Source organism: Nocardia niigatensis NBRC 100131, from assembly GCF_000308655.1.
Lineage (GTDB): Bacteria > Actinomycetota > Actinomycetes > Mycobacteriales > Mycobacteriaceae > Nocardia > Nocardia niigatensis.
Genome location: NZ_BAGC01000041.1, coordinates 231,649 through 245,561 on the forward strand (window position 1 = coordinate 231,649; position 13,913 = coordinate 245,561).

Consider the following 13,913-nt stretch of genomic DNA (forward strand, 5'->3'; position numbering starts at 1 on the left):
ATCTGCCGTTCTGGCCGGACCTGCAGTTCGAGTTCAGAGCGATGGGACGTCATCGGCGCCTCTTCCACCGACTGCTCCGAAGGTCGGGAGTGCCTGTTAGATTCGGTCGGGACCTTGACTCCGTGGTCGTGCACGCAGGAGGAGTTTCTGGACTCCGGCCTGGGCCCGTTCGAGCAAGACATCAACCTCGGGTTGATCGGGAACGTAATCGACTTCGAGGCTGTCGACCCAGAGTCCGGGCGCCGGCGTCCCTACCGAGCATATTTCGATTGGGGCCTGCTGCAATCCGTCGAGCCGGTGCTCGTACGGCTCAACAAAACGACTTCCGTACCGATAGCCCGCGACGAAACACCGATCGACGAACTCATCTTGGCCGGGCAGATGGGCCGGGCTGTTCTGAGGATCCATGCCGAGATCGAAGGAAACGTCTATGACGCGATTGCGGAGTACCGGTACCGCTACGCGCGCTTGGAGCGCGAGAGACCGAACGATTTCACCCCTCACGAGTCGGCAGACCGATCACCGCAAAGATAGTGACGGACATGACGATCAGCCTGCGTGCCTGGACCGGGGATTTTCACGATGTTCCGTGGACGGAAGTCGCGGACCGGCTTCGGACGATGTCGCGGCGCTCTCCCAACTTCCAGTATCTGACCGACATCGTGGACAGCGTCCTGCTGTCCGGCTGTGACCACAAGCTGGCCGCGCAGACGACGATGCACGACCTGATAGTCACGATGCGCCCGATACCGAAAGCCCCGATCGAGGAAGTCGTTGTTCGAGCACCCAGTTCGCTCGTGCCGGTACCCGAGGGCACCGTGGTAATCGACTGCTTGTCGGACAGCGGGAACGCCGATCGGGTCGTCGCGCCAGTCGGCGAGGCTGTGACACTGTTCTGGAGACTCATCGCCGTTAGTTTCGGCGTCACTCCCACACTGCCAATCGAGTAGACCGACCGAAGACACTGCGAGAACACGCAACTCGCCGGTGGCGGACATTGTGCGCTCCAGTCACTCTCGCGGTTGGCTGCCCACGCTGGCCGGTTCGGTCAGCGCGATATGCGGCATTACAGGACGTTGGCGGTTCGCCACCCAGCAGCTATCGCTGCTGAGTGGGCCCACTCGACGAGTTGAAAACTTCCTCCGAGCTTGTCGGTTCATGCGGGTGTGCGTTGTACTAGGTCCAGGATGAAGGCGGTTACGTCCGTTGGCTTTTCCTCGGCCATGAAGTGGCCGGCGTCGATCGGCTGGTAGGTGGCGGTCGGAGCCCATTGCCGCCAGAGAGCGGCTGCGTCGAATCCGAGACGTGCCCCCCAGTCCTGGGAGATCACTGCAACAGGCATGGCCAACTGAGCACCTGCCTTGCGGTCGGCTCGGTCCATCGCCAAGTCGATTCCGGCGGTGGCCCGGTAGTCGGCGACGATGGATGGCACAGCGCGCATGGAGCTGTCGATGTAGTGTCGGCGGACCTCGGGTGGGAAGGTGGTTCCGCTGGGGTCCCAGGCGTCGAGGAACGAGCTGAAGAAGTCTTCGGCGACGGCTTCGATCATCCGCTCGGGCAAGCCCTTTGGTTGTGCCATCAGATATAGGTGCCAAGCGACGGCGGCATCGACACCGTGCAGCACGTCCCAGGTATCCATGGTCGGCAACACATCCAGAATCCCCAAGTGGGTGATCATGTCCGGGTGGTCGAGCGCTGCTCGGACCCCGACCAGTGCTCCGCGGTCATGGCCGATGAGGCTGAACTGTTCGTAGCCGAGTTCGCGCACGACACTGACGATGTCGAGCGCCATGGTCCGCTTCGAATAGGTGTCCGGCGTCGCCTCTTCGGGTTTGTCGCTCGCACCGTAGCCACGCAGATCAGGCACGATCACCCGGTGGCGGTCTGCCAGTTCACGGGCAACATGCCGCCACATGAGGTGAGTCTGCGGAAAGCCGTGCAACAGGACGATGGGGTGGCCGTCACCGCCGACGGCGACATTCAGATGGACGCTGTCCGCCCCCAGGACATGGCGGTATTCGAAGTCGTTGATTGTCGTGCCCGACATGGGCGCGCACCTTTCGTCGATCGGTTGGACGTGTCGTCAGGAGAAAATGGCGGGTAGCGGAGGTTCTGCACTCGCGCTTGCTCGCAGAGCCGGGACAAGAATCGTGTCGACCAGATGTGCCAGATACTCGGCTCCGGCGGGAAGCCCGTTCAGCCTGCGTAGAAGCAGCACTGACCCGGTGATTTCCTCGAAAGGGAATGGTTGAGCACCGGCTGGTAGCTCACCCCGGGTGATGGCAGCCGATATCACCGAGGCTGGCAACTTGGCGCCGGTGGGCCCGCTCGCTTCTTCGATGTGGCGACACAGGTCGGGATCCTCCAGACCCGCATGCAGCAGCATCAAGCTCATCGTCGGGTCGGCAGCATCCATCGTGGTGGCGAGCCGTTCGCACAAGGCAATCAGGTCTCCGCGCAGGGAACCGGTATCGACCGGGTCTGCGGAAGTGTCGGCTGCGGGACCGGCCTTGACCGCGGCAACCACCATGTCCCGCTTGGTCTCCCAGCGCCGGTACAGCGTCGCCTTCGACGCCCGAGCACGACGCGCGACCGCCTCGAACGTCAAAGCGTCATAACCGACCTCACCCACCAGCTCCAGCACACACGCGAGGATCTCGACCTCACGCGCCGCATCACGGGGCCTTCCTGAGCGCACTTCAGGTACCGGATCCGTGGTGCGACTATTACGAAACGACACGTTCTGTACCGTATGTGGAATTCGGCTGGTTGTCCACCGATCGGTCCGGTCATCCCGAAAGCCGAATGGCGCTGAACAACTGCCCGGCATTTCGACATCCGTACATCGGCCTGATGGTGGGTCCACTTGCAGACGCCGTGGCTGCTCCCAACCGCCCGGGTCGCGGCATTACAGGATGCCTCGAACTCCAGCAGGTCTCATCCGCGGACCGGATCGTGGCTGTCGATGAAGTTCAAGAAGCGCGGAATGACCTGGTCCGGATTGGCCCAAGGCGCGGTCGCGGCTACGCCGTGATCGCGGCGACTGGGTCGTGGAGTTGGGCGATCAACTCCAGCACGACGGGCGGCGCGGCTATGAGATCGCCGTCGATTCGAAGTTTGCCGCTGGCTGTCGCGAGTTGGCGCTGGTGTTGAGAGGCGGCGATGGCTTCGGGGTTGCCTGCCCATATGCGCCGCGAAAGCTCGTGGTGCGTCGCATAATCGGCGACGACGCGAATGTTGGCGTCGTCGACGGATCCTCTGTGGACCTCGAGGTTGTTGCCGCGGATGCGGAGGTACCAGCTGAGTGTGCCGGCGGGTGTGTTGGCCCGGCCGGGTGGTGGGCTCGCGAGGTCCTCGCAGATGACGTAGTCGAGAGAGCCGAGGTCCTGGTCTTGCAGCAGGTCGGTGACGATCAACTTCACGGCGTCGAGCCATTCGGGGCTCACATATTCGTACACGTCTATGGATTCCACCTAACGGATGGTTCCACGGGTTGGTGGGCTGATCTTGCGGTGGTTTGTGAAGGCGTCGGGCATCGTTTGTGAAGTCAGTTTGGTTGGGGCGGCTCAATTTCCATCACAGCGTGGACGGGGTCGCATGTCCAACGAAGATGACCGGACGGTCGCGCTGGCCGGTTCGGTCAGCGCGGTATGCGGCAAAGTAGTGCGTTGAAGCTGGAGGGTTGTCGGCGTTCCGGGTTGGCTGGATCACGCACGTTGCCAACGGAATTGGTCAGGATTCGCCGATTCGGAAGGGGTTGTGCGAGATAGGGCCAACCACTCGGATCTCGGCATGATGGTGCGTTCAGCTGACCGCGGCCCAGCCGGTGCGGATCGCCCTGTAGGGGCGCATCATCGGACGTTCGATATGGGTCGATCCCGAGCAGCCAGCCGGGCGATAGCCTTGACTGGTCCGAATGGTTCGTCAGCGTGTGCGGCGCAACACCAGGTGGCAGCCAACCGCAGTCGAGATGGCGTCGAGCCGGTCGACCGCGCCCGCGTCGATGAAGCACAGTTCATACGAGTCCGCAGCATCCGCAGACTCGAATTCGGTCACCTGGACCAGGGCGGCACCAGCTTGAAGGCCGCGATCACCGATCTCGTCGACGAGCTTCTCGGCGATTTCGCCAGTACTCCAACCGACCTCGCGCAGGCGTGCCACGAACCCTGGAAACCACTCCCAGCCCAGCGATTCCGGATGCGAGCTCACCGCCTGCAGTTGATAGCGAAACTCCTCGGCGTCACTGCGCGCGCCGAGAACCGCCATCAGGGCGGGGCCATCGTCGATCGGAACGGGCTCCGACAGCCAGTGATTCAGCTCGTAGCGAGCCAACTCTTCCCATTCCGAAGTGGGAATCTCGAGATCTTCCCCCGGCAGGCCCGCCGCTGCTCGGCGCACCGAATCGATCAGATCGGGCCGCCCGGCAAACAGCACCTCGGCAGCGGCAACAATTTCCTCCAGAGCCAGCCCCATGCCGGCACCTCCCGCAACTGATAACGATCGAACGCCCGCTCAGCAGGCGTGTACGTGCATTGGCCGGACGCGGGTCGCCACGGCAAGGTGGCATTCATCTGCCTCGCTGGCGGGTTCTGCCAGCACGCAGATAAGAATGCAAGCCGCGACACCGCGTTCGGGTAATCAGGGTCCGTGGCTGGCGTCTATTCCATGCTGCAACGTCCAGCCGGCGAGGAGCAATCCGACGCCGAAGACGATTGCGCCGCTCACCAAAGCCGGTGCCGAGCCGAAACGGCGGTTCTTCACGGCGGCAGGCAGCCCGATTACCCAGGCGATCACCCCTGCGATGAACCAGAAGCCCCACACGCAACACAGCGGCACAAGACCATTGGACAAGATGCCGTCCGTCGAGCAGGAGGTTTCGAAACCGCAATGTGTAGGCTCGTCCAGCGCCAGCCACACGATCAGTGACGCGAACCCCGCCGGTAACACCCCGAGCATGCCCATCGTGCTCCACGTGACGAAGAAACGTCGGATCCTGGTCGAATCGCCATGCGCCATAAGGTCCATGCTCTGGTTCGCGGGTGCCGGCCCTGCTTGGTCGTATTCCATTGTTTCGTCCGGTCCCACCTGAATCTCCCTGCGCTCAAGCAACATCGGCGACGCTACAGACAGCGACCGACACCATCCGTGTCCGGGATCCACCAGCGGTATCGAGAGCCCGAGCGAAGTCAACGCCGAGCTTGTCGACCGTGCAGGAAAGATCGATAAGGACCCTCGCGAACTCGCCACTCAACACTCTGTCCTCGGCATTACCGTGCGTTACTCCGGCCTCGGATGGCAACGGCCGGTTGAACTTCCGCTGTCCCGCGCTGGCCCGATCGGTGAGCGCGGGAAGAGGCATTACATGGCATTCGCTGAACACTCCCAAGTAACCGGGCACGCTCGCCGATGACGGCAGGGTTCGCTGATAATCGCGGGCAGGATTCACAAGACGCGGTCTGGCGCGTGAGATAGCGTCGCGGTCGGCGGCCGACGATGCCGGGGGCTGGAATTAAGCGGGGAGAGATCATGTTCGGTCGGTTGGTTGCGGTGACTGCCGCGGTGGCGGTATCGGTGTTGCAGGCCGGAGGTGCGCAGGCCGCACCCGGTTCGAGCATGCTGTCGGCACCGGGCGGGCCCATGCCGGTCGGTACCACGACCATGCATCTGGTGCAGCACGACCGGCCCGATCCGTTCACGCCGGGCAGTGATCGCGAACTGATGGTGTCGGTGTTCTATCCGGCTGCCGATGTCACGAATCTGCCTCGCGCACATGCGGTGTCCGCGGTCGTGCTGCCCTCGTTGGAGCGACAGCTGGGCATGTCGCTTCCGGTGTTGCTGTCGAACTCCTACCAGGATGCCCCAGTCGCGGCGGGCTCGTATCCGGTTGTGCTGTATTCGCCCGGGCAGAGCATCCCGAGATTGCTGGGTACCGGTACCGCAGAGGAACTGGCCAGCCGGGGGTACGTCGTCGTCACTGTCGACCACACCGGCGATTCCCCGGTGGTCGAGTTCCCGGGTGGCCGGATTGCCGGGGCCGCAACGGAATTCACCGCACTGCCGGGTGGACAGCGGCGCGACATTCAGGTCGCCGATGTGGAATTCGTGCTGGACGCGTTGACCGCACTACATGCCGGTGCTGACCCGGATGCCGAGAATCGGCCGCTGCCTATGGGTTTGGGAGCGGCACTGGACCTCACCCGGGTCGGAACCTTCGGGCATTCGCTGGGCGGCACCACTGCCGTCGAGGTGGCGGCCCGGGACCCGCGCATCGATGCTGTCCTCGACATGGACGGCGCCATTTCGGACAGCGACGACTGGGGCAAGACCGGCACCGACGGTGTGCGTCAGCCCCTGTTGGTGCTGCGCAGCGCGCAGACCGTCGACAACGGCTCCGGACACGAAGCGTTCGCAGCGATGCTTGATCACGCCCAGACCTGGAAGGCGGAGCTGGAACTGGCGAACTCCGCCCACGACGACCTCACCGACCTGAACCGGCTGATCCCCAGCCCGATGTCGATGGGCGGCGGCATGCTCGTCGGCCCGATCGCTCCCGCGCGTGCCGACGCCGCCCTGCGCACGATGGTGACGAGCTTCTTCGACAAATTCTTGCGTGGCAACGGATCTACCGTCCTGGAGCACCCGGAGACCATTCCGGATATCACCGTCATGCGCTGAGGCCGGTCGACCTTCGAGCCTTCTTCGACCCCGCCAACAGGATTGGTCTCGATGGCACCGTGGCGCACCGCGATTGCCATCACCGCCTCACGGATGATCGGCCCGCGGATTCCTCAACAGCTGCCGCTGAAGAAGACGGACAGCGCTGAGGTGGAGTGGATTGGCGTCGTTGTGTTTGCTGCCGACAGCACGAACGAGGCCAGTGACAGCAGGGCGGTGACGGCCATAGCGCGGCCAGGAATGATGCTCGCGGATCGTGTCAGAGCGGCGGAACTGGCTAGGGAGGTTCTTTCGTACTCGGGTCCGACAACGCTTCCCATTCTGTGTGCGATCCGGCGGCCCCGCTACGGCCACTCGGGTGGAGATCCGGCCAGACGGCGAACGTGGGCACGCACGGGCGGCCCGGGATGATCTCGGGCCGTCGATCTTCGGGTGGGTCTAGCCCGGCCGGAACGGGCATGTGCAGCTTGCTGATTCGAGCGCGGTCCCACGGTAGCGATCGAAAATCTAGCAACGCTAGACAAGCTGGCGGACGAGTGTTACTGTCGCTCCAGTTCCTAGCGGTGCTAGAACAGCGGGAAGCGCGACAGGCAACAGCTTGCACTTCCCGCAACCCACGAACTTCCGGCTGATCGCCGGGAGCACACCTGATATCGCATTCACCGAGGAGTAAGTGACATGACCTTCACCAGCAATGAACAGCAGTTCCTCGCGGAGGCCGGGATCGGCCGGCTGGCCACGGTGTCGCCCGACGGCGTTGTGCAGAACAACCCGACCAGCTATCGGGTGAACGCCGACGGCACGATCGACATCGGGGGCATGCGGATGCGTGGCAGTCGAAAGTTCCGCAATGTCGAGGCGGGCAGCCGGGTGTCGTTCGTCATCGACCAACAGGTTTCCTTGGAGCCCTATGTGATTCGCGGGATCGAGGTGCGCGGCACGGCCGAGGCGCTCGATGACGAGGAGCCGCCGTTTCCTCCCCAGGAGCGCGCGGTCATCCGAATTCACCCCGAACGGATCATCTCCTGGGGCATCGACGGCGGATCCTTCGACTTCACCAGTCGCGGCGCCGAGTAGTCAGTGGTCCGCGCCACCGCAGAAGGGGGCCGACCTGCGCAATAGCAGGCATCCAAGATCGTCGCTACCTCACAGGTCGCGGGCCCAGCGGTGGCCGACCTCATTGTCATCGCCTCGTTCTGGACTTCGTTGTCCGCGAACGGGTCCCACCGCCGTACCCACGACGGACTCGATCACAGCGATGTCTACGGAAGGCGTCTGCGTGCAGCGGGTCGGCGCATGCCGAACCTCATCGAGCCCAGCCCCATCGAGCCCAGCCCGAGCAGCAGGACGACCGCACCGGCCGCTACGTTGCTCCAGATCGTCGCGGTATGGGCGACATCGCCGCTGACAACCCAGGGGGCGATGATCATCCACACCCCGATCACCGGAGCGGTCCAACCGATGCCGTGGATCCGTCCATACATCGAGGCGAACCCCAGCGCGAGCACCGCCAGGGCGATCCCGACGACGAGGTTGTTGACGGTCAAGGTCGGGAACCGTGTGAATCCGACGACCCACGCGGAGATCGCGATGTAGAGCCCGGTCAGGAACATCAGGCCGGTCACAGCTTGAGCGGCCGGTTCCATCGCGGCGAGCTCATACTTCTCATGCTTGGCCCGCAACTCCACGATGTCGGGATGCAGGCTCATGTTCATGGCCTCAGTAGCCATGTCTTTCACCACCTTTCGGACACACAGTGAAGGCACTGGCGCCGGGGTGGCTGCGATCGGTCATGAAGAGGGTGCGGAACCGATCCGTGTCACCGTCGGCCCATATGTCATGTCGTGATATTATCACGTTATGACACATGAGTCGATGGCGGCGCCCGAGCCCCTCACCGACCAGGAGTACTCGAGACTGCTGGCGTTCCGCGCCGGACTACGCCGGTTCCTGCGTTGGAGTGAGCGGCGGGCGGCCGACGTGGGACTCACCGGCGCTCAGCATCAACTGCTGCTGGCGATCCGGGGCCATCGCGACCCGAGCGGGCCCAGCGTCGGAGAAATCGCGGAATATTTGAGCGCCCGCCACCACAGCGTGGTGCAGCTGATCGATCGCACCGAGCAACTCGGGCTCGTCGCCCGCAAGCGGGAGGAGGGCAAGGATCGCCGCGTCGTCCGCCTCACCCTGACCGAGACCGGCCACCAAACCCTCGCCCTGCTCAGCACTACCCATCTGGAAGAGCTTCAGCGACTGACCCATCTCGTCGACGCGATACCGGACCCGAGCGCCGCCCCTCCGCAGGGACGGTAGCCCCGTTCCATTCCCGCGTATCCCACCGAAATGCGCTGGCCAGCAACTCTTTCCGCTCGAACAGCACCCGTGCGACGAACCCCGGGGCCGACCCGGCCGAGACCGTCGCAGCCCTCACCCGTTCCAGCGGGCGCGACCGGACCGGGATAAGATCGAGCCATTCGTCCCGTTTCAGTGCTCCACACTTCACGATTGCAGTTCCCGCAACGAATCGAACGGTGGTCCACCTCATGCGTATCGGGAAACTCGCCGTCACCGCGGTCGCCGCATGACCCTCGGCGGTCTGGTGGCAGACAATCTCGCCGCGGGCGTGCACGGCGCGGTCGATTTCGCTCGTCGCCGCCTCACCGGGGACTACAGGTGCGACGAGTTCGGCCTCGACGAGCACCTGCTGGATTCGTTGATCCTGCCGGTGCTGCGGCCGCTGTCGCAGCTGTGGTTCCGGGTGCAGGTCGCCGGGATCGAGAATCTCCCCGAGTCCGGGGGCGCGCTGATCGTGGCCAACCACGCCGGTGTGCTGCCGCTGGACGGGCTGATGCTGCAAGTGGCCGTGCACGACCACCATCCCCGGCAGCGGGCACTGCGCCTGCTGGCCGCCGACCTCCTCTTCGAGCTGCCGATCGTGAGCGGGCTGGCCCGACGGGCCGGGCACACGCCGGCCTGCCCCGCCGGCGCTGAGCGGCTGTTGCGCAGCGGCGAGCTGGCGGGCGTGTTCCCCGAGGGATTCAAGGGCGTCGGCAAGCCCTACAGCGCGCGATACAAGCTGCAGCGGTTCGGGCGCGGCGGCTTCGCCTCGGTGGCCCTCAAGACCGGTGTGCCGCTGATTCCGTGCTCGATCGTCGGCTCGGAGGAGATCTACCCGAAGCTGGCCGATCTCGCCCCGCTGGCCCGGCTGCTCGGGCTGCCGTACTTTCCGGTGACGCCACTGTTCCCGCACATGGGAGTGCTCGGCGCTGTCCCGCTGCCGTCGAAGTGGCACATCGAGTTCGGTGAACCGATCCCCACCGACGCGTACGGCCCCGAAACCGCCGACGATCCCGTGACCATGTTCGAGATCACCGACCAGATCCGCGAAACGATCCAGCACACGCTGTACAAGCGGCTGATCCAGCGACGCAACCCGTTCATCGGCTAGCGATGTCCGACCCGGGCCCGATGCGGCTGACCTGGCCAGAGCGTGAGCGAAGGGCCGCGGCGCCGGTAGTTGGACGACAGGCGGAACGGGTCTTACTCGTTCCGCTGGCGTAGTCGCATGGTCATCGGCCGTCGGGGACCTGCCGCGCTGTGCGGAGCCGGTGAACCGGGCCCGCAACGTCTCCGATATCAGTCCGTGTGGTGTCTGCCTGATCAGCGTGGTGGCCAGGTGGACGAGTTCGCGTTCCAGTGGCGCCGGAAGCGCATCGAGCACATCGCGATCATGTTGTGCGGCAGCTTGTTCGGCGGGTGTGGCATCGCGACCGCGGCCCCGCGGAACTTCGGCGCGAGCTCGGGCGACCGTGCGTCCAGGCCGCTCGCCTCTCACGCTGAGTCATTCGTCGGTTGAGGTCGCGAACTTGACGGGTACCGCGCAGGAGGACAGGCCGACTGCGAACGAGACGGCTGTGGGTTCGTGCGGTGCTTGCTCGCTGGCTGCCACCTCGACGGTCAGCTCCGGCTTCGCCGCGGAGTCGATGATGACGGCCTCGAAGGACAGGACATCCTCGCGAGAGTCGGCGCCGGCGGGATAGGTGGTCCCGTCGTCGATCGTCAACTGGCTGTGTATGAAGGTCAGGCCCGATTCGGGGCTGACGCCGACGACGACGCGCACGTGTCCGACTCCGGCTTCTCCCGTGGGCGTCACGCGTACACCCACGCGCACCGGCGGCCCGCCCGGTGTGATGGTCACCTGTTCTGAGCTGGGATCGATGGTGAAGGGAGATCCGATCTCGCCGGTGAGCCCTATCGTGCCCATGCTGTTCTCCTGATCTGAGTCCCTCGGATGTTGTTCGGGAGTTGCCGGTGGGCGTTGCCCGCCCCCGGCGTGCGTGCCAGGAGCGCGCAGGTCCGGACAGGGTGGGCGGGCAACGCGCTGCATCGGTGTTCTCGGCTTGGATACGCGTGAGCACCGACATCGGTCCTCTACCCGCTGACGAGGTCCGCTAATCACCGGCCCTCGGGCGCACCGTGTCGCCTGTATCCGGCGCGGGACTGCGGACTTCGACAAGGAGAGCGCGATGGTCAGGCAGCTGACCGCACTCGGTCCGCGTGCTCGGCCGACGCGCGGTGGCGATGGCCGAGTGGGTCTTCCTGGCGTCTTCGACCAGAGACCGGGACTCGGGCGGGTATCGATGGCTGGTCAGGCGCTCACGGCCACAGCCGGGAACGCGCCCAGCCGCCCGCGACTCGCTCGTACCGCAGGCGGTTGTGCCGACGCGCCGGGTCGCCTTGCCCCCAATTTCATACGATCTCCTGCCATCTCAACCCTCCCGGAGCTCGGCTATTGGCAAATGTTCTGCACCGCACCAGGTTCCGGTCCGCCAGCGGCCCCGCGCTGACGAGTCGGAATCGGCGGCGTGGGCGGCGACTCTCACCGAACGTTCATCACACCGAGCCGACCGGCCCCTCGGAGACCGAGCTCGCCGCGGGGCTCCGCTTCCTCGAGGGGTATCGTGCCCATCAGTTGCCTGTTTTAGCTGGTCAGTGGAACTATCGCCGCTAGACGAAGATGGAGCCATGCGGACCCAATACCACGCTGATCTCGCCCGTTTGGCCAGACAACTCGTGGCGATGTGCTTGCACGACCGCACCGCGATCGCATCCGCGACGAACGCTCTGCTCAATGCCGATCTCGAGCAGGCAGAGCACACGATCGACGTGTGCGCGGAGATCGACGCCATGCGTGATAGCTGCGAGCAGGCCGCTGTCGGGCTGTTGGCCCTGCAAGCCCCCGTCGCCAGCGAATTGCGCCAGGTCGTCACCGCCCTGCATCTCGTCAGCGATCTCACCCGGATGAGTGCCCTCGCCAGTCACATCGCCAATGTCGCCCGTCGTCGCCATCCGGATCACGCCGTTCCGGACTCGGTCCGCCCGATTGTCGCCCAGATGGGCGAGGCCGCGATCGCGATAGTCACGAGCGCCGCGCACGTCTTGGATTCCCGCGACCCCGGTGACGCGGCGCGGCTCGATCAGCAGGACGACGTGATGGACGAGCTGCACCGTGAGCTGTTCGTCACGGTGCTCGGCGCGAACTGGACCGACGGGGTGACCGCCGCCGTCGATCTCACCTTGCTCGGCCGCTACTACGAGCGTTTCGCCGATCATGCCGTGCAGGTCGGCCGCCGCACCATCTTCCTCGCCACCGGCAAAGACCCGCAGACCTGGCTCGAGGAGCGGGAATCACTCTGACCACGCCCATGACGCGGCGCCGAACTCCTGCCCGATATCACGTGCTCGGCTGGTCGGAGACTGGCGTCAGGGTCGGGTCCCCGGCTGCCGGCACCTCGCGCCGGCCGGTTCGGCCGGCGCGAGCAGCGGCGGACCAGGGCGTATGCCAGCCGGTGCTGGGGTCGTACGGTCCAAACGCGCACTACCGCTGCGGAATCAGCGGAAGTAAGTCGGGTGATTTGCAGCCAATTGTGCGCGAATACACCGGTTGTCCCGCAATCGGCCAGATCACGTCTTCGCCGAGGCGAACGCCACGCGCGATCCCCAGATCTCGCAACGCACCGTGGATCGTCCCGGCCGCACACTGGAAATCGACGATGCGAGCGGCGTGGTCGGTGAGCACGAGGGCCCAGCGGATGCCCTGGGCCGCAGTCGGTTCCGCCTGTTGGATATCCGGAGCGCAGGATCACACGACGGTCATGTTCGCTGAATCGGGCAACAGAGCGGACGGCGGTGGACTACCTCTCGGTAGTTTGCGGTGTGGCTGTGGTGTGGTGGAGTCCGCGGGCGTCGGTGGCTGCTGGGCCGCCTCCGGTGCCGCCGTTGTCGTCGGGGTTGGTGCAGCCGTTACCGGTCTGGCTGGGATCGGTGCAGGTGTTGTCGTCTCCGCCGTTGTCGTCGCAGTTTCCGGTGTCGCAGCCGTGGGGTGGGACCGGCGGGGGTGGGGCAGGTGGGACGGCGTCGTTGACGGGCCGGCTCAGCGGGCGATCGAGTTGCACTATGGCAGGCGCTGGGCTCGACGCGGCCACGGCCGGTGCGGCTGCCAGCGGGGGAATCGCCATCGCCACCCCGGCCAGCACGGCCGTGGTCAACAGCCGATGCGTGGCGCTTCGGTGAGTTTCGTTGGTCATCAGAATTGCCTTTCCGGAACATTGCCTTTCCGGCTGTGAATTCCGCCTCGGCGGGCAAAATCCGAGCAAACTGAATCCTACCCAGGTAATGATCAGCGGAAAACAGTCATTTCCGGCAGCGAGACGGGAGCTGGATACAGCCCGGTGGAACGCCGACTGCACGGCACTCTCGGAGTCGATCCTTGTCCGTCGATCTTCCACGGACCCGCGACGGCCGGTTCGGGCCGCCAGAGGTTGCGGGCGGCCACTGGAGCGAAAACGGCTTGGGTTCAAGCGAATCGGATTAGGATCCGACCAGTTTGGAATTTCATCGTTTCAGAGTGGAGAAGACGATGGGTAAGCGGTTCGGGCGGCTGTTGTCGCGGGCGTGGTGATGTCCGGGCCGGCGGTCGGGGTTACCTCGGCCGCCACTGAGCCGGTTTCGCCGGTGGTGAGGACCGGGAGTTCGGTGCCGCCGGTGGGCGTCGAGAGTTCGGTACTCTACGACTCGGGCAGTAGTGGGCTACTGCCATTCTTGCCCGCTGTGGCGAATGCCCTGGGGCCCGGGCTGTGCCTCGCGGTGTTCATGGACTTGAATCTGTGCCACGTGGGGCACGGCGACCTCTGAGTTGAGGTCGGCCGGGGAGCGCGGAAAGCGGCTGCCCGCCGATGCCG

The 13,913-nt window shown here is 65.0% G+C and carries 16 protein-coding genes and 1 pseudogene; 7 read left to right on the forward strand and 10 right to left on the reverse strand.

What is annotated here, in order from left to right; translation table 11 throughout:
• The first annotated feature begins 114 nt into the window (after positions 1-114).
• Together ON33_RS16120 and ON33_RS16125 are read left to right on the forward strand one after the other, a co-directional pair.
• Positions 115-534: a hypothetical protein gene (locus tag ON33_RS16120; RefSeq protein ID WP_040859658.1), complete on the forward strand. Its 420-nt coding sequence runs from the start codon at positions 115-117 to the stop codon at positions 532-534.
• A gap of 8 nt (positions 535-542) precedes the next feature.
• Entirely contained in the window at positions 543-950 is a 408-nt protein-coding gene (locus tag ON33_RS16125; RefSeq protein WP_157184562.1) for a hypothetical protein, read from the forward strand.
• 206 nt (positions 951-1,156) lie between these two features.
• Here ON33_RS16125 and ON33_RS16130 read toward each other — a convergent pair whose 3' ends face one another.
• The 5 genes from ON33_RS16130 to ON33_RS16150 form a co-directional block, all read right to left on the reverse strand.
• Positions 1,157-2,047: an alpha/beta fold hydrolase gene (locus tag ON33_RS16130; RefSeq protein WP_040859662.1), complete on the reverse strand. Its 891-nt coding sequence runs from the start codon at positions 2,045-2,047 to the stop codon at positions 1,157-1,159.
• 36 nt (positions 2,048-2,083) lie between these two features.
• Complete coding sequence (locus ON33_RS16135; protein ID WP_063711003.1) at positions 2,084-2,740, reverse strand: TetR/AcrR family transcriptional regulator; 657 nt, start codon at positions 2,738-2,740, stop codon at positions 2,084-2,086.
• A gap of 283 nt (positions 2,741-3,023) precedes the next feature.
• Complete coding sequence (locus tag ON33_RS16140) at positions 3,024-3,473, reverse strand: hypothetical protein (protein ID WP_157184563.1); 450 nt, start codon at positions 3,471-3,473, stop codon at positions 3,024-3,026.
• Positions 3,474-3,924: 451 nt separating this feature from the next.
• Positions 3,925-4,473 (reverse strand): hypothetical protein, encoded by a 549-nt coding sequence (locus ON33_RS16145; protein ID WP_040859670.1) that lies wholly within the window; start codon positions 4,471-4,473, stop codon positions 3,925-3,927.
• A gap of 165 nt (positions 4,474-4,638) precedes the next feature.
• Complete coding sequence (locus ON33_RS16150; protein ID WP_157184564.1) at positions 4,639-5,085, reverse strand: hypothetical protein; 447 nt, start codon at positions 5,083-5,085, stop codon at positions 4,639-4,641.
• A 408-nt stretch (positions 5,086-5,493) separates the two neighbouring features.
• Here ON33_RS16150 and ON33_RS16155 point away from each other — a divergent pair, with 408 nt between their 5' ends.
• A complete protein-coding gene (locus ON33_RS16155) occupies positions 5,494-6,675 on the forward strand; it encodes an alpha/beta hydrolase family protein (RefSeq protein ID WP_157184565.1) in 1,182 nt (393 codons plus the stop codon).
• 678 nt (positions 6,676-7,353) lie between these two features.
• Positions 7,354-7,752 carry a PPOX class F420-dependent oxidoreductase gene (locus ON33_RS16160; RefSeq protein WP_040859674.1) on the forward strand — a complete coding sequence of 133 codons (399 nt, stop codon included), beginning with the start codon at positions 7,354-7,356 and terminating at the stop codon, positions 7,750-7,752.
• Between the two features lie 185 nt (positions 7,753-7,937).
• Here ON33_RS16160 and ON33_RS16165 read toward each other — a convergent pair whose 3' ends face one another.
• Positions 7,938-8,405, reverse strand: a complete 468-nt coding sequence (locus ON33_RS16165; RefSeq protein WP_040859676.1) for an SPW repeat protein — start codon at positions 8,403-8,405, stop codon at positions 7,938-7,940.
• A 130-nt stretch (positions 8,406-8,535) separates the two neighbouring features.
• Here ON33_RS16165 and ON33_RS16170 point away from each other — a divergent pair, with 130 nt between their 5' ends.
• Positions 8,536-8,985, forward strand: a complete 450-nt coding sequence (locus ON33_RS16170) for a MarR family winged helix-turn-helix transcriptional regulator (protein WP_040859678.1) — start codon at positions 8,536-8,538, stop codon at positions 8,983-8,985.
• 151 nt (positions 8,986-9,136) lie between these two features.
• On the forward strand, positions 9,137-10,120 hold the full coding sequence (locus tag ON33_RS16175) for a lysophospholipid acyltransferase family protein (protein WP_373281037.1): 984 nt from the start codon (positions 9,137-9,139) through the stop codon (positions 10,118-10,120).
• Positions 10,121-10,513: 393 nt separating this feature from the next.
• On the opposite strand, the gene ON33_RS16185 is transcribed toward ON33_RS16175, so the two are convergent.
• Both ON33_RS16185 and ON33_RS44410 read right to left on the reverse strand, forming a co-directional pair.
• Positions 10,514-10,936, reverse strand: a complete 423-nt coding sequence (locus ON33_RS16185; RefSeq protein WP_040859682.1) for a hypothetical protein — start codon at positions 10,934-10,936, stop codon at positions 10,514-10,516.
• 392 nt (positions 10,937-11,328) lie between these two features.
• Positions 11,329-11,400 (reverse strand): annotated as a pseudogene (locus tag ON33_RS44410) (pyridoxamine 5'-phosphate oxidase); the annotation flags it as partial.
• A gap of 297 nt (positions 11,401-11,697) precedes the next feature.
• Between ON33_RS44410 and phoU the strand changes: the two are divergent.
• A complete protein-coding gene (gene phoU / locus ON33_RS16190) occupies positions 11,698-12,369 on the forward strand; it encodes a phosphate signaling complex protein PhoU (protein ID WP_040859683.1) in 672 nt (223 codons plus the stop codon).
• A 181-nt stretch (positions 12,370-12,550) separates the two neighbouring features.
• Here phoU and ON33_RS41290 read toward each other — a convergent pair whose 3' ends face one another.
• A complete protein-coding gene (locus ON33_RS41290; protein WP_157184566.1) occupies positions 12,551-12,751 on the reverse strand; it encodes a hypothetical protein in 201 nt (66 codons plus the stop codon).
• A 115-nt stretch (positions 12,752-12,866) separates the two neighbouring features.
• A complete protein-coding gene (locus tag ON33_RS16200; protein ID WP_040859687.1) occupies positions 12,867-13,259 on the reverse strand; it encodes a hypothetical protein in 393 nt (130 codons plus the stop codon).
• Positions 13,260-13,913: the final 654 nt, after the last annotated feature.

Excerpts from the sequence above, each read along its gene's own strand:
- ON33_RS16125 (WP_157184562.1), top strand. The coding sequence starts at position 543 with ATGACGATCAGCCTGCGTGCCTGGACCGGGGATTTTCACGATGTTCCG.
- ON33_RS16170 (WP_040859678.1), top strand. The coding sequence starts at position 8,536 with ATGACACATGAGTCGATGGCGGCGCCCGAGCCCCTCACCGACCAGGAG.
- phoU (WP_040859683.1), top strand. The coding sequence starts at position 11,698 with ATGCGGACCCAATACCACGCTGATCTCGCCCGTTTGGCCAGACAACTC.
- ON33_RS16165 (WP_040859676.1), bottom strand. The coding sequence starts at position 8,405 with ATGGCTACTGAGGCCATGAACATGAGCCTGCATCCCGACATCGTGGAG.
- ON33_RS16200 (WP_040859687.1), bottom strand. The coding sequence starts at position 13,259 with ATGACCAACGAAACTCACCGAAGCGCCACGCATCGGCTGTTGACCACG.
- ON33_RS16130 (WP_040859662.1), bottom strand. The coding sequence starts at position 2,047 with ATGTCGGGCACGACAATCAACGACTTCGAATACCGCCATGTCCTGGGG.
- ON33_RS16185 (WP_040859682.1), bottom strand. The coding sequence starts at position 10,936 with ATGGGCACGATAGGGCTCACCGGCGAGATCGGATCTCCCTTCACCATC.
- ON33_RS16160 (WP_040859674.1), top strand. The coding sequence starts at position 7,354 with ATGACCTTCACCAGCAATGAACAGCAGTTCCTCGCGGAGGCCGGGATC.
- ON33_RS16145 (WP_040859670.1), bottom strand. The coding sequence starts at position 4,473 with ATGGGGCTGGCTCTGGAGGAAATTGTTGCCGCTGCCGAGGTGCTGTTT.
- ON33_RS16155 (WP_157184565.1), top strand. The coding sequence starts at position 5,494 with ATGCCGGGGGCTGGAATTAAGCGGGGAGAGATCATGTTCGGTCGGTTG.